Source organism: Acidovorax sp. sif1233, assembly GCF_019218755.1.
Lineage (GTDB): Bacteria > Pseudomonadota > Gammaproteobacteria > Burkholderiales > Burkholderiaceae_C > Acidovorax.
Map to the genome: position 1 here is coordinate 90766 of NZ_JAHUWZ010000003.1, position 20369 is coordinate 111134.

The 20369-nt window shown below is 67.7% G+C and carries 15 protein-coding genes; 14 read left to right on the top strand and 1 reads right to left on the bottom strand.

The features are described 5' to 3' along the window. Positions 1 to 192: 192 nt before the first annotated feature. From bfr to KW843_RS12175, 6 genes are all read left to right on the top strand, one after another. On the top strand, positions 193 to 669 hold the full coding sequence (bfr, locus tag KW843_RS12150; RefSeq protein WP_218295408.1) for a bacterioferritin: 477 nt from the start codon (positions 193 to 195) through the stop codon (positions 667 to 669). Between the two features lie 484 nt (positions 670 to 1153). Beyond that, positions 1154 to 1462: a DUF3649 domain-containing protein gene (locus tag KW843_RS12155; protein ID WP_218295409.1), complete on the top strand. Its 309-nt coding sequence runs from the start codon at positions 1154 to 1156 to the stop codon at positions 1460 to 1462. A gap of 47 nt (positions 1463 to 1509) precedes the next feature. Next, positions 1510 to 3285, top strand: coding sequence for a PepSY domain-containing protein (locus tag KW843_RS12160; RefSeq protein WP_218295807.1), 1776 nt, complete (start codon positions 1510 to 1512; stop codon positions 3283 to 3285). A 3-nt stretch (positions 3286 to 3288) separates the two neighbouring features. After that, positions 3289 to 3621, top strand: a complete 333-nt coding sequence (locus tag KW843_RS12165) for a DUF3325 domain-containing protein (protein ID WP_218295410.1) — start codon at positions 3289 to 3291, stop codon at positions 3619 to 3621. Positions 3622 to 3795: 174 nt separating this feature from the next. Further along, positions 3796 to 5955, top strand: coding sequence for a TonB-dependent siderophore receptor (locus KW843_RS12170; protein ID WP_218295411.1), 2160 nt, complete (start codon positions 3796 to 3798; stop codon positions 5953 to 5955). Positions 5956 to 6068: 113 nt separating this feature from the next. Continuing rightward, positions 6069 to 8192 carry a TonB-dependent siderophore receptor gene (locus KW843_RS12175; RefSeq protein ID WP_218295412.1) on the top strand — a complete coding sequence of 708 codons (2124 nt, stop codon included), beginning with the start codon at positions 6069 to 6071 and terminating at the stop codon, positions 8190 to 8192. Positions 8193 to 8246: 54 nt separating this feature from the next. On the opposite strand, the gene KW843_RS12180 is transcribed toward KW843_RS12175, so the two are convergent. Then, positions 8247 to 8795 carry a hypothetical protein gene (locus KW843_RS12180; protein WP_218295413.1) on the bottom strand — a complete coding sequence of 183 codons (549 nt, stop codon included), beginning with the start codon at positions 8793 to 8795 and terminating at the stop codon, positions 8247 to 8249. A gap of 469 nt (positions 8796 to 9264) precedes the next feature. On the opposite strand from KW843_RS12180, the gene KW843_RS12185 reads away from it, so the two are divergent. The 8 genes from KW843_RS12185 to KW843_RS27005 all read left to right on the top strand — a co-directional run bounded on the left by KW843_RS12185 (position 9265) and on the right by KW843_RS27005 (position 20369). Further along, positions 9265 to 10479 (top strand): PepSY domain-containing protein, encoded by a 1215-nt coding sequence (locus KW843_RS12185; protein WP_255594723.1) that lies wholly within the window; start codon positions 9265 to 9267, stop codon positions 10477 to 10479. Next, positions 10476 to 10772 carry a hypothetical protein gene (locus KW843_RS12190; RefSeq protein ID WP_056173771.1) on the top strand — a complete coding sequence of 99 codons (297 nt, stop codon included), beginning with the start codon at positions 10476 to 10478 and terminating at the stop codon, positions 10770 to 10772. Before KW843_RS12185 ends, KW843_RS12190 begins: the two co-directional genes overlap by 4 nt. Positions 10773 to 10806: 34 nt before the next feature. Beyond that, positions 10807 to 13047, top strand: a complete 2241-nt coding sequence (locus tag KW843_RS12195; RefSeq protein ID WP_218295414.1) for a TonB-dependent siderophore receptor — start codon at positions 10807 to 10809, stop codon at positions 13045 to 13047. Positions 13048 to 13263: 216 nt separating this feature from the next. Beyond that, positions 13264 to 13998 carry a DUF4198 domain-containing protein gene (locus KW843_RS12200; protein WP_218295415.1) on the top strand — a complete coding sequence of 245 codons (735 nt, stop codon included), beginning with the start codon at positions 13264 to 13266 and terminating at the stop codon, positions 13996 to 13998. Between the two features lie 492 nt (positions 13999 to 14490). Continuing rightward, a complete protein-coding gene (locus KW843_RS12205; RefSeq protein WP_218295416.1) occupies positions 14491 to 16620 on the top strand; it encodes a TonB-dependent siderophore receptor in 2130 nt (709 codons plus the stop codon). Positions 16621 to 16733: 113 nt separating this feature from the next. Beyond that, positions 16734 to 18911 (top strand): TonB-dependent siderophore receptor, encoded by a 2178-nt coding sequence (locus KW843_RS12210; protein ID WP_218295417.1) that lies wholly within the window; start codon positions 16734 to 16736, stop codon positions 18909 to 18911. 208 nt (positions 18912 to 19119) lie between these two features. Further along, complete coding sequence (locus tag KW843_RS12215) at positions 19120 to 19956, top strand: glycosyltransferase family 2 protein (RefSeq protein WP_218295418.1); 837 nt, start codon at positions 19120 to 19122, stop codon at positions 19954 to 19956. Further along, positions 19956 to 20369, top strand: coding sequence for an FdtA/QdtA family cupin domain-containing protein (locus KW843_RS27005; RefSeq protein WP_218295419.1), 414 nt, complete (start codon positions 19956 to 19958; stop codon positions 20367 to 20369). Before KW843_RS12215 ends, KW843_RS27005 begins: the two co-directional genes overlap by 1 nt.

Here is a 20369-nt window from a genome sequence, read left to right on the forward strand (position 1 = left end):
TTTTTGGCGGGAAGCGGCATGGCGCCGCGCACGAAGCCCGCCCCGGCCGCGCTCGGCGCGCAGCCCACCCGCGCGGGAATGCGAACACAACTCAGCATCACACGCACCCCGTGCGCCCCCGCAGGGGATTGCCTTGCGCCTGCTGACTCAGGTCACGACAATCGGGCGGAATCAACACAATAAGGAGTCCCCATGAAAGGTGACGCACAGGTCATTGGCCATCTGCAGGCCCAGCTCAAGAACGAGCTCACGGCCATCAACCAGTACTTCCTGCACTACCGCATGCTCAAGCACTGGGGCTTCGACAAGCTGGCCAAGAAGGAGTACTCCGAATCCATCGGCGAGATGAAGCATGCCGACTGGCTGATGGACCGCATCTTCATGCTCGACGGCCTGCCCAACCTGCAGGACCTCGCCAAGCTCCAGGTCGGTGAAGACGTGCCAGAGATCCTGGCCTGCGACCTGCGCTCCGAACAAGGCGCCCAGGCCACCATCAAGGAAGGCATGGCCCATTGCGAAAGCGTGCGTGACTACGTCTCGCGCGACCTCCTGCAAAAGATCCTGGATGACACGGAAGAGCACATCGACTTCATCGAAACCCAGATCGACCTGATTGACAAGGTCGGCCTGCAGAACTACCTGCAGTCGCAGATGGGCGACGCAGACTGAAGCAAGAGTTCACCAGAGCGCTCCACGAAAAAAACCACCAACGAAGAAATCAGAAAAACGGGCCCTGGCCCGTTTTTTTGTGTCCGCGCGAAGGCAGGGCCGCATCGCCCTGCAGTCACAGGATGTTGCAACTGCACATCAAAGCCGCCAAAGTTGTGCCGCAATGAATGCGAATGCTTCTCAACAAAAGTAGAATGCGTTCTTACGACCGGCGCCCGCCCTTCCCTGCCCACCTCTTCCCCAGACCTGATGGCATGGAGTGCGCGTTGCGCCGGGGTGCCGTGATTGATTCCCTGAATACCTAGCCAGCCAGTCAGCCGGGCCCTGCCCCGCTGCAGCCAGCGTTTGTACGTTTGTTGTGTCCAAACCTGCCTGGAGCCTTCCTGATGCTGCGCCGCACCGCCAGCCCCTGCCTGCCCGGGGCCTCCGCTTCTTTCCGATCGCCCGGATCACCTGCTGACAGCCGCGCCCCGGCTGGCACGCCATGAAGACCGCGCATGTCGACTGGCGCTACCGGCTGGCCATCACCTCCCGCGCCGTGGCGGCCATCGGAGGCGGCTATGCGCTGGCGGCGGGGTTCGCGGCCGCGTTGTCGCTGGGGCTGGCGCAGTTCATGCCGCGGGTGGAAGCCGTGCTGACGGCCACCATGCTGGCCTGGCTGGCCTACGCCATGGCCGCGGGCTGGGCGTTCTATGCCCGCACCGCCCTGGGTGCATGGGCCGGCACGCTGCTGCCGGCGCTGGTACTGGGCGCCTGCGCCATGGCGTCGCAATGGATGAAGGCCGCCGCATGAACGCCACCACACTGACACCCGACGCGTCCGCAGACATGGCAGCGGGCATGCCCACGGCTGCCCCGGTCAACGCCAAGGCCAACGCCGCCAGGACACCCAATGACCGAGAAGGCTTTCGCCAGGCGATGTCGTGGCTGCACACCTGGGCCGGGCTGATCCTGGGCTGGCTGCTGTTTGCGATCTTCCTCACCGGCACGCTGTCGTTCTTCAAGAACGAGTTCAACCTGTGGATGCGCCCCGAGATGCACGGCCTGCCCGCGGCGGATGCGCAGGTGGCCCAGAAGTCGCTGGACGCATTGCAGCGCAAGTCGCCCGAGGTCACGCAGTGGATCATGCACCTGCCCGACGAGCGCGACCCGGCCGTCAACCTGCTGTGGCGCGGCACCGGCAACGGCCGGTTCGAGACGCTGCGCATGAACCCGCAGACCGGCGAAGCCATCGAGGCGCGCCAGACCATGGGCGGCGACTTCTTCTACCGCTTTCACTTCGAGCTGCGCACGGCCCAGAAGGGCCGCTGGACCCTCGAAGGCCGCTGGGTGGTGGGCGTGGCCACGATGCTGATGTTCGTCGCGCTGATCACGGGCGTGATCACGCACCGGCGCATCTTCAAGGACTTCTTCACCTTCCGTCCCACCAAGGGCGGGCAGCGCGCCTGGCTGGATGCGCACAATGTCACCGGCGTGCTGGTGCTGCCGTTCTACCTGATGATCACCTTCAGCGGGCTGATGATCTTCCACACGCTGTACATGCCCGCCGGCATCGCCACCACGTACAAGAATGAAAAAGGCGTGGACTCCAACGCGTACTTTGCCGACCTGCAGGGCGAGAAGGCCGAGAGCCGCCCCCGCCGCGGCGCAAACGACAAGGTGGAGCCCCTGCCCGCCATCGCGCTGCAGCCCATCCTGACCGAAGCACGCACCCGCTGGGACGGCGGGCGCATCGGCAGCCTGCAGGCGCGCCGCGATGCCAAGGGCCGCGCCGTGGTCGAGGTCACGCGCCACGAGGGCGACCGACTGCAGTACCGCCCGCCGCGCCTGTTGTTCGACGCCACCACCGGCCAGTGGCTGGACCAGGCCGACCCCACGGGCCCCGCCGCCAAGACGTATGGCGTGCTGTACGGGCTGCACCTGGCGCGCTTTGCCGATGTGGGCATGCGCTGGGCCCTCTTCGGCTTTGGCGTGCTGGGCAGCCTGATGATCGCCACGGGCATGGTGCTGTGGACCGTCAAGCGCAGCGCCCTGTCGCAGACGAAAGCCGGCCGCCAGGGCGCAGCCGCCCCTGCAGCGCGCACCAAGGCACCCTTCGGCGAGCGCCTGGTGGCCGCCATCAATATCGCCACGCTGGCAGGCCTGCCGCTGGCCTGCGGCGTGTACGTGGCCTCCAACCGCCTGATCCCCGTGGGCATCGAGGGCCGGGCCGACACCGAGCTGGCCTGGTTCTTCAGCGCCTGGGGCATCGCGCTGCTGTGGGCGCTGGCGTGCGCCGTGGCGCGGCCCAGCCGCATGGGCTGGTCCGTGCCGCTGGGCGCTGCGGGTGCCGTGTGGACGGCCCTGCCGCTGATCAACGCACTGACCACCCACACCCACCTGGGCGTCACGCTGCCCGCGGGCGAATGGATCTGGGCGAGCATGGACCTGTCGTTCCTGGCCACGGGCCTGCTGCTGGGCTGGCTGTCCTGGCGGCTGCGCCCGGGGCGCGTGCGCAAGGGCCGGGCCGCTGTGTCCAAGGCATTGCGCCACGCCGCCGCTGCCAGCGCATCCGCCCCACGGCCCGCTGCACCGGCGCTGTCGGCAACGCCCGACGTCTCGACCTCGGGGGCCTGATCCATGTCCGCCTTTCTGCTGTGTTTCGCGGCGTGGTCCGCCATCGCACTGGGCATGGACCGCCACCATGAAGACGCGCTGGGCCGGGAAGGCACGGAGCGCCGCCTGCTGCACCTGCGCCGCGCCGGGTGGCTGGTGTTGCTGCTGTCGCTGTGGCTGGCGGCCCGCCCCTCGGGCGAGACCCCAGCCTCGCTGGGCATCACCGCCTGGACCGTCGCGCTCTCCGTGGCGGCGGTGGCCGTGACGGCCACCATGACCTGGCAACCCCGGCGCGCCCCGGCCTTGGCGGGCGCGGCCCTGGCGGGCGGCCTGCTTGCGTGGGCCTGGGGCTGGTGATGAACACCGCCGCCCGCCCGCCAGACCTCCGCCCCTGAACGTTACCGCCACCACCCGCACCCCTTTTCACGCTTCGCACACCTCCCAGCCAAGGGCCGACCACCGGCCCGCGCCAGGCACGGGGTGCGGGGTTGCCGTCTTCATCTGCGCTGCGCACACGCTCAAGGAAAAACCATGCACGCCATCCGCCAGTCCCATACGCTCAGGCCCCTGTCGGCCGCCCTGCTCGCCGCGCTTTGCAGCGCTGCGTGGGCGCAGAGCCCACCACCGGCCACCGCACCGCAGACGCTGGGCGAGGTCACGGTGCAGTCCACCACGGGGGACGACGGCTACTCGCCCGCCGCCAGCACCTCGGCCACCAAGGGCAGTGCGCCGCTGCGCGACGTGCCCCAGGCCGTGAACGTGGTGCCCGAGCAGCTCATGCGCGACCAGGGCGCGCGGTCGATGGAAGACGTGCTGCGCAACGTGCCCGGCGTGGCCATGAGCCACGGCGACGGGCAGCGCGACCAGGTGGTGATCCGCGGCTTCACGGCCATCGCCGACCAGTTTGTCGACGGCGTGCGCGACGATGCCCTGTACTTCCGCGACCTGGCCGACATCGAGCGGGTGGAGGTGCTCAAGGGCCCCGCCGCCGTGCTGTACGGGCGCGGCTCGTCGGGCGGCCTGATCAACCGCGTGACCAAGAAGCCCAGGTTCGGCGAGACCTCGGGCGAGGCCTCGCTGGGCCTGGGCAGCTTCGACTACCGCCGCGCCACGGCCGATGTGAATGTGGGCATCAGCGACACCGCGGCCTTTCGCATCAACGCCGCGGTGGAGGACTCGGGCAGCTACCGCGACCAGCAGTTCGTCAAGCGCCACAACTTCGCGCCGTCGCTCGCGCTCAAGCTCGCGGCGCAAACCGACCTGCTGCTGCAGTACACCCACGCCCGCGACCAGCGCCTGACGGACTTTGGCATTCCCGCGCTCAACGGCCGCCCCGTCAACGTATCGCCCCGCACATACTACGGCTCCAGCAATGCCGCGCAGGACGACACCACCACCAGCACCATGCAGTCGTTCGCGGCCACGCTGAACCACCGCTTCAACGACGACTGGTCGGTGCGCAACGTCACGCGCCTGTACGACTACGCGCTGGACCGCTACAACACCCTGCCCGGCGGCACCACCGACCCGGTGAACCTGACCGTGGGCCGCACGCGCTCGTTCGTCCTGCGCGACGAAAAAGGCTTCTTCAACCAGACCGACGTCACCTGGCGCAACCGGCTGGGCGGCTTCCAGCAGGAATGGCTGATGGGCGTGGAGCTGGGCCAGCAGAAGAAGCGCGCCGAGTCCGTCTCGGGCGGCGCCGACCGCGTGCCGATCTTCAACCCCGGCAACCGCCCCGCCCCGGCCATCCCGGCCGCCAGCTTTGCGGCCGACGGCGCCATCCCCAGCCACACCACACAGGACACCGCCGCGCTGTACTGGCAAAACCAGATCACCCTCGCGCCCCAGTGGAAGGCGCTGGTGGGCGCGCGCTACGACGTGTTCGGGCAGGAGACCACGTTCGACCGCAAGCTCGCGGGCCTCTCGCGTACCGACAAGAAGTTCAGCCCCCGCGCGGGCCTGGTGTGGCAGCCCAACGAAACGCTGTCGTACTACGTGTCGTACAGCAAGTCGTTCCAGCCCTCGGCCGAGACCTTTGCGCTGGCCGCCAACACCACCGGCGCCGAGCCCGAGATCACCGAGAACAAGGAAATCGGCGTGAAGCTCGATGTGCTGGACGGCCGCCTGAACTTCACCGGCGCGCTGTTCAACCTCGAGCGCACCAACATCAAAAACACCGACCCGACCAACCCGTCGCGCCAGATCAACGTGGGCACGCAGCGCACCAACGGCCTGGAGCTGACCGCCAATGGCCGCCTGCCCGGCCGCTGGGACGTGAGCGCCGGCTACGCGTGGCTCGATGGTCGCATGACCAAGTCGCTGGCCACCACGGGCTCGCTGCAGCTGCCCACGGCGGCCATCGCGGCGCAGGGCAAGGTGGCCGCGCTCACGCCGCGCAACTCCGCGTTCCTGTGGGCCATGAAGGACCTGGGCCACGGCCTGCGCGTGGGCGGCGGCGTGAACTACGTGGGTGCACGCTTCACCTCGCTGACCAACCTGGTCACCCTGCCCGGCTACACCACGCTCGACGCCGCGCTGCAGTACACGGTGGGCCAGTGGGATGTGGACGTGAACGTGAAGAACCTGGCCAACCGCAAGTACTACGTGTCGGCCCACGGCAGCAACGACAACCTGATCCTGCCCGGCTCGCCCCGCGCGCTGCAGGTGACGCTGCGCACGCGGTTCTGACACGGCACATGCAGGCGCCGCCAGCAAATTCAAAGCCTTTTACGCCACCAGCGCTTGATGGAAAAGCGCTGGCAGCTACTCAATTCATAGCAACATCGAGGAGGAGAAGCACCATGCGCATGCACCCATTGGCCCTGGCGGCCTCGCTGCTGGCCACGCTGGCCACAGCCCAGGCCCAGACCGCCGCCACCACCGCCGCCACGGCCGCATTGCCCGAGGTCAAGGTGACCGACGGCGCGGACGGCGCCACCACCGAGGGCAGCGGCCAGTACACCGCCCGCGAAGTCAGCGTGGGCAAGCTGCAGCAGACGCCGCGCGAGACGCCCCAGTCCATCAGCGTGGTCACGCGCCAGCAGCTCGACGACCGCAACCTGACCAAGGTGGAAGACGCGATCAAGCTGAGCACTGGCATGACCATCACGCGGCTGGACGGCGCGGGCAACTACAACTCGTTCCAGTCGCGCGGCTTCGACCTGGGCGCCATCCAGCTCGACGGTGTGCCCATTCCGCAAGGCAACTACAGCACGCTCGATACGGCCATGTACGACCGCATCGAAGTGCTGCGCGGCCCGGCCGGCCTGCTGCAGGGCGCGAGCGAACCCGGCGGCACCGTCAACCTGGTGCGCAAGCGCGCCCCGTCCAAACTGGCCATCGGTGCCGATGCGGCGGTGGGCTCGTTCGGCCTGCGCCGCGGCACGGTGGACGTGGGCGGCGGCCTCAACGCCGAAGGCACCATTCGCGCACGCGCCGTGGCCGTGGTGGAAGACCGTGACAGCCACATCGACACGCTGTTCAACAACAAGCGCCTGGGCTACGGCACGCTGGAATGGGACATCGCCCCGTCCACCACCGTGTCGGTGGGCGCAGCGCAGCAGCGCGTGCGCGCCGCCATCGACCAGGGCCTGCCCACCTATGCCGACGGCCGCCTGGCCGACCTGCCCCGCAGTTCCTTTGCCGGCCTGCGCGCCAACCGCCAGGACCTGGAAACCACCGACGTTTTCGCCGAGCTGGAGCACCGCCTGGCCGGCGGCGGCGTGGTGCGCCTGTCCGCGCGGGACATCGACCGCACGGCCTTCTACCGCTCCGCCCGGGCCAACAGTGCCCTGGCCGCCGACGGCAGCTTCACCATGGAAACCGTGGACGGCGACTTCCACGTGCGCACCCGCAACTACGACGCCTTCCTGGCCACGCCGGTGCAGGTGGCGGGCCGCACCCACAAGCTGCTGGTGGGCGCCAGCCACAACGAAGGCAGGACCTGGGACGGCAACTACATCTACGGGCCGACCCTGCCCTTCAACCTGCTGCGGCCCAACTACGACCTGGCGTACCCCGACATCACGCTCAAGGGCTTCACCTCCATCGTCACCCGCCGCGAGAACGCGCTGTACGGGCAGGCCCAGGTCAGCCTGGCCGACACCGTCAAGCTGCTCGCGGGGGGGCGCCTGTCGTGGGCCGAGGTGGTGACGCGCAGTACCAGTACCGGCGCGGTCACCGCATCGGCCGATCCCGGCCGCCAGTTCGTGCCCTCCATCGCGCTGATGTGGGACTTCCACCCGCAGTACACCGGCTACGCCAGCTACGCCGAAACCTTCGTGGTGCAAACCCAGCTCACCGCGGCCAAGCAACTGCTCGACCCGCGCACGGGCAAGCAGGTCGAGCTGGGCGTGAAGGGCGAGTTCCTGCAAAAGCGCCTGCAGGCCCATGCAGCGCTGTTCCGCATCATCGACGAGAACCGCGCTGTCGCCGACCCGGTGGTGACCAACGCATCGATCGCCGGCGGTAAGGTGCGCGCGCAGGGCTTCGAGACCGAGGTCAGCGGCCAGCCACAGCCCGGCTGGGACATCGTGGCGGGCTACGCCTACAACGACACCCGCTACCTGAAGGCGCCCGTCGCCCAGCAGGGCCAGGTGTTCAGCCCCATCACGCCGCGCCACAGCGTGAACCTGTTCACCCGCTATGCCTTCACCAGCCCGGCACTGCGCGGCTTCAGCGTGGGCGGAGGCATGTCGTACCGCAGCGCGTTCTTCGCGCAAAGCGGCGCGCTGCGCATCAACGCGCCCGGCTACGCGGTGTTCAACGCGCAGGTGGGCTACCAGATCAACGACCACCTGTCGTTGAACCTGTCGGTGGACAACCTGCTGGACAAGACCTACTACGAGAAGGTATCCGGCGTGTCGCGCCAGAACTTCTATGGCGAGCCACGCCGCGTGACGGTGGCGCTCAAGGCGCGGTACTGACGGGGAAGCGGGCTACCGCCAGCGGGCCTGCCCGGGCCCGCCGGCTGCCGCGCCTCAGCGTGCGGGAGCGCGCTGCAGGTTCACCTTCCAGTCGAGCCGTGTGGCCTTGCGCGCGACGGGCCCGTGGTTCTCGCCGCTCACGCACAGGTTGCGGCCGTACTTGAACGATGGCACGTTCATGGACGGGCTGCCGGTACTGGCGGACACCACGGTATCGCAGCTGCTCACGTCCGGCTCCACATGGAAGTATGTCTGGTAGCTCTGGCCACGCTCGGGTACGAAGGCCACGGTCACCCGGCAGATCCGGTTCTGGGCCACGCGCGCATCGATGTAGTAGTGCGAGAGCACGAACGGCTTGCCGGCCGGAATCTGCACCGTCTTGCCCACGGAAGGGTTCTCCACGTCCTTCGTCATCCCGGTGAAGGTCGCCAGACGGATGCCGTCCTTGTGGGGCACGCAGTCTTCGTTCTCGTACGCCTCGGTGAAGAAGTGGGCGTTGTTGCCGATGATCTTCAGCGTGGCGCTGTCGGCGGTGGGTTGGGGGTGGTACTGCGAAGCGCAGCCAGCCAGCGCGATGGCGCAAAGGGCAAGGCAATGTTTCATGGATGAAAGTGTCTTTTGATGGCCGGAAGGCCAAGTGTTGTAGTGGCGACGGTCACGCACCCGTTCGGGCACGCCCGCGCACTATAGCCACGCAAGCACTTTGGTGGCTCGGCCAACGCCAGTGCGCCGGGGCACTGCACGCGATGCCACGGGCGCGCGCCCCCTGCCCGCGCCCACCCGCCACCGGGTGTTGCTCATCCCAGACAACGCGGCGCCCCGCGCATCCCAACAATAGGAATAATTCCCATTTGCAATGTAAAATTAGGTATCCGCAAGCCACAGCCCGCGCCCCGCAGCCGGCTGCAGCCAGCACCCACCGCCCCTTCGACGTTTCCGGGTTGCCTGGCTTGACTTCATTCGCCCCTGCTTTTGCCACCTGGGTGGCATCTCCACCGCCGCGTCGCCCGTGCTCGCCGCGCGGGGACCGGGCGCGCGCGCGGGCACCGCGCCCCTACCTTCCGACACCGCCATGAGCCCCACCGCCTTGCGCCGCTGGAGCTGGACCCACAAGTGGTCCAGCCTGGTGTGCACCGTCTTCATGCTGCTGCTGTGCCTCACCGGCCTGCCGCTCATCTTCCACCACGAGATCGGCCACCTGCTGGGCACCGAGGTCGAGGCGCCCCCCATGCCCGCCCACACGCCGCGCACCAGCCTGGACAAGGTGCTGGCCGCCGCGCAGGCCCTGCACCCCGAGCGCGTGGTGCAGTTCGCCTCGCAGCCCGAGGACGACGACGCCCTGTGGTTCGTCACCCTCACGCCCACGCCCTCACCGACCGAGGATTTCAAGTCCATCGCGGTCGACGCGCGCACCGCCGCCGTGCTGTCGCAGCGGCCGGTGGACCAGGGTTTCATGTACATCATGTTCCGCCTGCACGTGGACCTGTTCGCGGGCCTGGCGGGCAAGCTGTTCCTGGGGTTCATGGGCTTGCTGCTGCTGGTGGCCATCGTCACCGGCGTGGTGCTGTACGCGCCGTTCATGCGCAAGCTGGCTTTCGGAGAGGTGCGCCGGGACCGCTCCACCCGCGTCAAGTGGCTCGACCTGCACAACCTGCTGGGCATCGTCACCCTGGTGTGGGCCCTCGTGGTGGGCGCCACGGGCATGATCAATACCTGGGCGGACCTGATGATCAAGTACTGGCAGTACGACCAGCTGTCCGTCCTGCTCAAGCCCTACGAAGGCCAGCCCACCGTGCCCGTGGCCGAGCGCGGCCCGCTGCAGCAGTCCCTGCAGGCGGCCCAGGCGCACGCGCCGGAGATGAAGCTGTCGTTCATCGCCTTCCCGGGCACCGCGTTCTCCAGCCCCCACCACAACACCTTCTTCCTGCGCGGCAAGGAACCGCTGACCTCGCGCCTGCTGCAGCCCGTGATGGTGGACGCGCGCACGGCCCAGGTCACGGCCGCGCCGCAGTTGCCCTGGTACCTCACGGCGCTGCTGGTGTCGCAGCCGCTGCACTTTGGCGACTACGGCGGCATGCCGATGAAGATCATCTGGGCGCTGCTCGACATTGCGACCATCGTCGTGCTGGGCAGCGGGCTATACCTGTGGCTGCGCAAGGGCGTGCAGGCGGGCAGCACCACCGCGGCCGCCACCGCGCCCGCGCCTACCGGCCTGCCCACTGCCTCTACCGCCATCCCAGCTGCACGCACCGGCACGCCGCTGCCCCGCACGGAGGGCCGCGCATGAAGCCGAACCCGTTCTGGTCGCTGTGGGGCTGGCCCATCGTGGTGGGCGTGCTGACCACCACGGGCCTAATCACCGCCCTGGTGTCCGACACCTGGGGCGACTGGTGGTCGTGGGTGGGCCTGGGCGTTCCGGTGGCGGTGATGGGCTGGTTCTCATGGCCTTTTTCACAGCAGGCACACCATGCACGCCGCGCCCTCCGTGACACCCCGGCACCGCAGACCACCCCGGGCCGCGCCGGCGACCCCGTCGACACCGACATCCACAGCAGCGGCACCACTTCGGCGCCGCGCTGACACCTCCTTCAACTTCATTTTTCACACCACGACCATGCGCCCAGCCACATCGTTCCAGCCAGCCCCGCTGCGCCCCGTTTTTGCCGCCACGCCGGTGGCCATTGCCGCCGCCGTGATGTTCGCGCTGGCGGCGCCTGCCGTGCTGGCCCAGCAGGCTGCGCCAACCACCCCGGCGGAAGGCAAGGCGCTGTCCACCGTGACGGTGAACGCCAGTGCCGACGCATCGGCGCAAGGCCTGTCGCCCGCCTACGCTGGCGGCCAGGTGGCGCGCGGCGGCCGTGCCGGCGTGCTGGGCACCAAGGACGCGATGGACACGCCGTTTTCCATCACCAGCTACACCAACGAGTTCATCCAGGACCGCCATGCCCGCAGCGTGGGCGACGTGCTGCAGAACGACCCCACGGTGCGCGTGGCGCGCGGCTTCGGCAACTTCCAGGAGGCGTACTTCATCCGCGGCTTCATCCTGGACTCGGACGACACGGCCTACAACGGCCTGTACAGCCTGCTGCCGCGCCAGTACATCGCCACCGAGCTGTTCGAACGCGTGGAAGTGCTGCGCGGTGCATCGGCCTTCTTGAGCGGTGCCAGCCCCAATGGCGGCGGCATCGGCGGATCGATCAACCTGCTGCCCAAGCGCGCGCCCAACGAGCCTTTGAACCGCGTCACATTCGGCGTCTCCAGCGGCGGGCAGACGCAACTGGCGGCCGACATCGCGCGCCGCTTCGGTCCCGACGGCAACACGGGCATCCGCGTGAATGCGGCCACCCACAACGGCGGCACGGCCGTGGACCATGAAGACGTCAAGCTCGGCCTGGCGGCCGTGGGGCTGGACTGGCGCAGCCGCGACGTGCGCCTGTCGGGCGACATCGGCTGGCAGGACCACAAGCTCAAGAGCACCCGCACCAATGTGACGCTGGGCGCCACCGCCACGCAGATGCCCACCGCCCCGGACGGCGGCACCAACTTCGCCCAGCCCTGGACGTATTCGAACGAGCGCGACACCTTCGGCACGCTGCGCGGCGAATGGGACATCACGCAGGACATCACCGGCTGGGCCGCGGCCGGCGCACGCCGCAGCTCCGAAGCCAACTCGCTGGCCAACCTGACGGTGAGCGACAGCAGCACCGGCGCGGGCTCTACCTACCGCTTCGACAACACCCGCAAGGACAGCGTCAACACCGGCGAGCTGGGCCTGCGCGGCAAGCTGCAGACCGGCAGCGTGGGCCACGAGTGGGTGGTGGTGGCATCGCACTTCAGCGCGGACAAGAAGAACGCTTACGCGATGGACTTTGCCAACACGCAGTCCACCAACCTCTACAACCCCGTGTACAGCCCGCTGCCAGGCTTCAGCGCAAGTGCCTTCCGCGGCGGCGACCTGGCCGACCCGCGCCTGACCGGCAGCACGCGCCTGACCAGCTTTGCCATCGGCGACACCCTCTCGCTGCTGGACAAGCGCCTGCTGCTCACCGGCGGCCTGCGCCACCAGACCATCGAGATCGCCAACTACGCCTACGGCACGGCGGCCGAGACCGACCGCTACGACCAGAGCCGCACCAGCCCGCTGCTGGCGGCCGTCTACAAGCTGGACAAGAGCCTGTCGCTGTACGGCAACTACGTGGAAGGCCTGAGCCAGGGCGCGACCGCGCCTTCCACCGCCGCCAACCGTGGCGAGATGCTGTCGCCCTACGTCGCCAAGCAAAAAGAAGTGGGCGTGAAGTTCGACGGCGGCCGCTTTGGCGGCAGCGTGGCGCTGTTCTCCACCACCAAGCCGCGCGCCTACGTGGGCAGCGACAACATCTTCCGCAGCAACGGCAAGGACCGGCACCAGGGCATCGAGCTGGCCGTGCAGGGCGAGGCCACCAAGGGCCTGCGCCTGCTGGGCGGCCTGACCTGGCTCGACGCCAAGCAGCTGAACACGGGCACCGCCAGCACCGACGGCCGCCGTGTGATCGGCGTGCCCAGGCTGCAGGCCAACATCGGCGCCGAATGGGACGTGCCGGGCGTGACCGGCCTGGCGCTGGACGGCCGCCTGGTGCACACCGGCTCGGTGTATGCCAACGCCACGAACACCATCAGCGTGCCCGGCTGGAACCGCCTGGACGTGGGCGTGCGCTACCTGACCGAGGTGCAAGGCCGCCTGGTCACGCTGCGCGCCCGCGTGGACAACCTCACCAACCGCAACTATTGGGCATCATCGGGCGGCTACCCCGGCGCGGGTTACCTGGTGGTGGGTGCGCCGCGCACGCTGTCGGTCAGCGTGGGCGTGGACTTCTGACGCCACCGGCTCTCCCCACTCTGCACCACAGCCCCTTGCCCCAGCGGCGCGTTCATCCGGACGCTGCACCCTGCACACCGCCGCACAGCCACCCAGCGCCTGACCACCGGGCGTAGGCAGCCAATCCCTTTCGCGCCGCGTTTCGCCCCCTCGTCCAGGGGCGCGGAGCGCTGCGTGCTTGCCGATTTTTGTTGAAACCACCGAAAGGAAACTGCCATGTCCTCGTCCCTGCGCCACAAGGCCCCCGTGCTTGCCGCCCTGCTCGCCTGTGCATCCCTCACCGCCGTCACCGCCGCCCACGCCCACCAGGTGTGGCTGGAAAACGCGGGCGGCCAGGCCCGCCTGCACTTTGGCGAGTTCAACGAGAACCTGCGCGAGACCTCGCCAGGCTCGCTGGACAAATTCAAGGGCGTGCCTGCACTCGAGCAGCGCACCGGCACCACGGAGCAGCGCGTGGACGGCCAGCTGGGCAAGGACGGCTTCAACTACACCGTGGCCGGCACGCCCGACACACTGTTCGCCGCCGCCACCTACCCGCTGATCGACCGCAGCAAGCGCAACCTGCCCGCGATGTACTGGCAGCCCTCGGCCCGCTGGGTGGCGGGCCTGACGCAAGCCGTGGCGCCCACCGCGCCGCTGGACTTGGTGCCCACCGGCAAGCCTGGCGAGTTCAAGGTGGTCTACAAGGGCGCGCCACTGCCCAAGGCCAAGGTGCAGCTGGCAGCCCCCTCGGGCTGGACGCGCGAGGCCGAGGCGGCTGAAGACGGTACCGTGACCTTCGTCACCCCTTGGAAGGGCCAGTACGTGGCCGAGGTCAAGCACAGCGACAAGACCCCCGGCGAAGCCCAGGGCGAGAAATACGGCGAAGCCAGCTACGTGACCACGCTGACCTTCGTGCTGGCCGACGGCATGGCGTCGCCCGCCCTGCCCGCGCCCCCCAAGGCCCACTGAGAGCGGCTCACAAAGCGCTTCTGGCGTTGTTGCCATGTCTTGTCGTACTGCTCGTACTGCGCGTACTGCGCGTACTGCTTGCGACGTGGCGCCTGGCCAGAACCGTTTCGCTGAGTTTTGTGATCCGCTCTGAGCCTTAGCGACCGCCGCGGCGCAGCCCGCAAGGCGCCACCGCGACTGGACCCACGCTCTGCGCAGTCCCTGCAGCGCGGGCCGACGCACCACCGGCAACAGCCAGTCGCTCACGCCAGCGGTGTCGTGCAGGGTGCGGCTTCTGCATCCAGCGTCTGGTGGGTGCTTGCCGCAAATCCACCGTTCGCCCTGAGCCTGTCGAAGGGCCCTTCGCAGAAAGCGCCTTGGCTTCGACAGGCTCGGCCCGAACGGACCAGAGCGTGGATGAGGCATGCAGCCAACCCAATCCAATCCGACCCAATCCAATTGCCGCCTACCGCTTGATGGACAAGCGCCAGCAGCTATTAAAACCATAGCACCATGATCCAACCGAACTTTTTGCGCACCGCCGTGGCCCACGCCGCCCTGCTGGCCCTGTGCAGTGCAGCCCTGGCACAAACCAGCGCGGCGCCAGACCCTGCCGACCCGCCCGCCGCGGCGCCATCGTTGCGCCAGGTGGATGTGGTCGATTCGACCGCCGGCGCGGCAGCGACACCCGCACGGCGCGCCCAGAGCAGCTCGCGCCTGGGCCTGTCGGTGCTGGAGACGCCCCGCTCGGTCAGCGTGATCGACAACGCGCTGCTGGAGCAGCAGATGGCCACGACCGAGCGCGACGTGCTGCGCAACGCTTCGGGCGTGTCGATGCGCAGCGAGTACTACGGCTCGTACTCGCAGTTCTCCATCCGCGGGCTGTGGGCCAACAACACCTTCAACTTCCTGCGCGACGGCGCCAAGTTCGTCCACCTGCTGGACCCGCCACTGTTCAACATCGAGCGGGTCGAGGTCATCAAGGGCCCCGCCGCGCTGGAGTTCGGCCAGGTCGCGCCCGGCGGCCTCGTCAACTACGTGAGCAAGCGGCCCCAGGCCGAGGCGCTGCGCAACGTGAAGGTCGGCGTGGGCAGCGACGGCTGGCGCAACGCGGAGTTCGACCTCACCGGCCCGCTCAACGCCGACGGCACGCTGCGCTACCGGCTCGATGGCGGCGCCAGCCGGGGAGGCAGCTTCGTGGACGGCAACACCCCGCGCAAGCAGGGCATCGCCGGCAGCCTGGAGTGGCAGATCACGCCCGACACCGTCTGGCGCGCGCAGGCCGAATACCAGGGCATCGACGGCGTCTCCACCGTGGGCCTGGCGGTGCCCGACCCCAAGAACCCGCGCAGTGCCGACGTGCTGCCAGTGGGCGCGTTCTACGGCGAGCCGTGGCTGACCACCGACGGCCGCATGCGCTTTTACTCCACCGAACTGGAGCACCGCTTCACCGATGTGCTGCAGGGCCGCGTGCACCTGTCGCGCAACGAGACGAACCGCAACGTGAACCTGCCCTCCCCCATGGGCCCTGCGGCCAACGGCCGGGTCCCGCGCGGCTACTGGCTGGCACCCGGGCAGGAATACACATCGGACACCGCGCTGGCCGAGCTGCGCGCCAAGGTGCAGACCGGCCCGGTGCAACACACCCTGCTGGCCGGCGTGGACTGGCGCACCATCCAGGGCGTGTACGGCGCGCGCGCCACCGGCAACCTGGGTGCCGTCGACCTCTACAACCCGGTGACGGGCCTGGTGCCACCCGCAGCGTCCACCGGCGTGTCCCGGCTGTCCTCGGACGCGCGCAACACCGGCGTGTTCGTGCAGGACCGCATGGTGCTGGGCGACTTCGGCCTGCTGCTGGGCCTGCGCCACGACCGCTTCAAGGACGCGTACTCCACGCCCGCCACCGACCTGAGCAAGACACAGCCGAGCGCGGCGATCAGCTGGGAGCCCCGCCCCGGCAGCATGCTCTACGCGAGCCATGCGCGCTCGTTCCAGGCCAACACCAGCACGCTGCTGTGGGGCGACCGCTCCGCGCCGCCGTCGGAGGGCAAGCAGCTGGAGGTGGGCTGGAAGCAGGAATGGCTGGACCAGCGCCTGATGACCACGGTGTCGGCCTTCGAGCTGGAGCTGACCAACGCGCCCGCCACCGACCCGCAGCACCCGGGCTACTCGGTGCTGACCGCCCGCCAGCGCATCAAGGGCATCGAGCTGGAGCTGCAAGGCCGCATCACCCCCGGCTGGACGGTGACGGCCAATGCGAGCTTCCACGACCCCAAGGTGCTGTCCGACACCACCGCCGGTGCCAACGTGGGCAACCGTGTCGCGCTGGCCACGCGCCGCAACGCATCGCTGTGGACGCAGTACCGCCTGCCGCAACTGCCCGGCCTGTGGGTCGGCGGCGGCCTGGTGCACCAGGGCGACAAGTTCACCGCCAACGAAAACAAGTGGCGCCTGCCGGGCTTCACCGTGGTCGACCTGGCCGTGGGCTACCAGTTCGCGGGCGGCGTGCGGCTGCAGGCCAACCTGAAGAACGCGGGCAACCGCCGCTACTACCTGGACGGCACGGCCACGGCCGCCGGCTTTGGCACCGTGGTGCCCGGCCAGCCGCGCACGGTACAGGTGTCGCTGGACTACACGTTCTGAGGGCGCGCCACACCGTCCGCACCACCCCATCACCTGACCGCAGGCCAGCGCTTGCCCCCGCAAGCCTTGCGCCTCGGGCTTGAAGAGTTTTCAACCATCGGAGAAACAGCACCATGAGACCTGGCACCACCGCCTGCCGCACCGCCATCGCGCAGGCCGCATTGCTCGCGCTGTGCGGCGCCGCCCACGCCCAGCAGGCCACCGCCGAAGGCACGGCCGCCCCCACCGCCGAAAGGGCCCTGGCCCCCGTCACCGTGAGCGCGGGCAGCGAACAGGAAAGCCCCACAGCCCCGGTCACCGGCTTCGTCGCCAAACGCGCGCTGAGCGCCACCAAGACCGACACGCCCCTCATCGAAACCCCGCAGGCCATCAGCGTGATCACCCGCGACCAGATCGAGGCGCAGGGCGTGCAGACGCTGCGCCAGGTCACGGCATACACGGCCGGGGCGGTGTCGAACTACTTCGACAGCCGCGTGGACAGCTTTGCCGCACGCGGCGGCACCGTGTCGCAGTACCAGGACGGCCTGCTGCGCACCTACGGCACCTACAACACCAGCCGGCCCGACCCCTACACGCTGGAGCGGGTGGAGTTTCTGCGCGGGCCGACCTCGGTGCTGTACGGCCAGGGCAGCGTGGGTGGCGTGCTCAACCTCACCAGCAAACGCCCGCAGGCAGAAACGCAACGCGAGCTGCAGCTGCAGCTGGGCAACAACGCCCGCAAGCAGATCGCCGCCGACCTGACCGGTGCGCTCGACCAGGACGGCCAGTGGCTCTACCGCCTGGTGGCCGTGGGCCGCGACAGCGGCAGCCAGGTGGACCACGTGGACGACGACCGCCTGGTGTTCGCGCCCTCGCTCACCTGGAAGCCCAACGCCGACACCTCGCTCACGCTGCAGGCGCTGCACCAGAAGGACCAGAGCGGCTCGATCATCGGCTTCTTCCCGTGGCAGGGCACGCAGCTGGCCAGCCGCTACGGCCAGATCCCGCGCAACACCTTCATCGGCGAGCCGGGCTGGGACGCGTTTGACACCACCAACAACTCCTGGGGCTACCTCTTCAGCCACCGCCTGAACGCGGACTGGACCGTGCGCCAGAACCTGCGCCGCACAGTGAGCGAGGTGGACTACCGCACGATTTACACCAGCTTCACCGCCAACGCCGCCACGGGCCGCCCCGCGCGCCCCGTGTTCAACAGCGACGCCCGCACCGTGGTGCGCGATGCGGTGTGGAACATCAACACCGGCCGCATGCTGCTGATCGACACGCAGCTCGAAGGCAAGCTCAAGACCGGCAACGCCGACCACACCCTGCTCGCGGGCCTGGACGTGCAGCGCAACCACACCGGCCAGCAGGCCTGGCGCGCCGTGGCACCGGCCATCGACGTGTACAACCCGGTGTACGGTAACTTCACGCCACCCACCACAGCGCAGCTGGTGCGGCAACCGAACGTGGTGCAAAAGCAGCTGGGCTTTTACCTGCAGGACCAGATCAAGTGGGACCGCTGGACCGCCACGCTGGGCCTTCGCCACGACAGCGCCCAGACCGACACCGTGGGCCGCCCCGCGGCCGCGGTGGATGACAAGGCCTGGACCAAGCGTGCGGGCTTCACCTACCAGATGGACGGCGGCTGGGCCCCTTACGCGGGCTATTCCGAGTCGTTCCAGCCGCTGGGCGGCGTGGACGCCTACGGCACGGCCTTCAAACCCCAGCGCGGCGAGCAGTGGGAGGCCGGCGTGAAATGGCAACCCGCCGGCCAGGGCATCAGCGCCTTCGCGGCGGTCTACCAGCTGCGCGAGAAGAACCGCAAGACCAACGACCCCGGCAACCCGCTCAACAGCCTGCAGATCGGCGAAGTCAAGGTCCGGGGCTTTGAAGCCGAAGTGCAGGCCAGCCTCGCACGCCAGTGGGACTTCACCCTGGGCTACGCGTTTACCGATGCCAAGATCAGCCGCAGCAACGCCGGCGACCAGGGTACTCCCGTGGCCAGTGTGCCCAAACACACCGCATCGGCGTGGCTGAGCCACCGCTTCGCCAGCGAGGGCCGCGGCGGCTGGACCGTGGGCGCCGGCGTGCGCTACACCGGCTCGCAGTGGAGCGGCACCAGCGCCATCAGCACCCCGGCCGCCACCCTGGCCGATGCGATGGTGGCGTACGACGCCAGCGACTGGCGCGTGGCCTTCAACGTGGTCAACCTCGCGGACAAAGTGCACATCACGCAGTGCCTGGCGCGGGGGGATTGCTTCTACGGGCAGGCACGGACGTACACGTTGACTTCGACGTACCGGTTCTGATGGTCAGAAAGGGGAAACCGCGAGCAACAGACGCAAGCGGTTTCCGGGAGGTATCCAGGCTTTTGCGGGTCGCGGTGCATCCCGAACTAGCCCACCCGACTGTGCTGCGGCATGCACGCAAGCGGCCAACACGACGTAGGCTGGCAAACCCTCCGCGATCCCATTCGGCTCTACTACACTGAGAATTGGAGTTCACTTTACCAAGCCCATGCAACCTAGTCCAAAGCCCTCGAAAGTGGCCGCGCTTGTCCCGGCGTGGCAGTCTTCGGCATTCATTCAAGCAACCCTCGACTGCCTCTCCGCGCAGACTTACCCTCACCTGGAAGTTATCGTCTCTGTAGATGAATGCAGTGATTCAACTTATGAGATCTGCATGGCGCATGGTCAGAAAGACTCGCGCTTCAGGGTGATCTTGCAACCGCATCGACTAGGTTATGTGGGCAACTGCAACTTTTTACTTGATCAGACTGACGCAGATTATGTACTGTTTGCGTTTCACGATGACATCGTAAAACCCGAATACATCAAACTGCTGACAGAAGTGCTGGACATGCGGCCAGAGGTTGTCATGAGTTATTCGGACGTACACTTGACAAACACCAACGGAACTCAAGAGCACTGGATATTCACGGAGCTTGAGGGTGTTCGCGACCCGGTCCAACGGGGTGCACTCATGATGAGTGGGAGTAATAAATGGTGGGTACCCAATCGGGGACTATTTCGCCTAAATCAAGCGCGGCAAATCAACGGCCTCAAAACCCATCGCGCAGGAGAATTTTCCGCAGATTGGCCGTGGCTGTTCCACATGAGCCTCCTGGGAGAATTCGCACGCATCCCTCAAACTCTATGCTACAAATACTACAAACCCGGTAGCTTATCCAGAAGTTGGGAATTCTCCAAACGCCAACGCTATGAGGTCTATGCCGCGATAATGCGGGAAATTTGGATTTCCAACCTCACTACTGAGCAAAAAATGACGCTCGCCAGCCCTTTGGCGAGATGGCTCTATCAAAACAATCCAGATCTCAAAAAAGAGGAAAAGTGATGAACACCATCGCTCCAAACCTCTGTTCCAGTTGGTTTGGGGGGCGAGTCCGCTTCATTGACCTTCCCACTCACACTGATGAGCGAGGCAATCTGCTGCCCCTCGATTTTGATAGCCTGCCCTTCACGCCACGCCGCGCATTCACAGTGACAGATGCCCCAACCGGATCCATTCGGGGGGAGCATGGCCACCGCAGCGGGGAACAACTCCTCATTTGCTTGCATGGAAAGATCGGCCTCTTGCTCAGAAAGGGGCACGAAGAAGTGGATACTGTGCTGACACCAGCCGGACCAGGCCTCCTTTTAGGAGCTGGCGTGTGGTGCCGCCAGACTTATTTGGTTTCGGATTCCTCACTTTTAGTATTGGCCAGCGAACCCTATGATCCCGGATCATATGTCTCGACCTGGAATTAA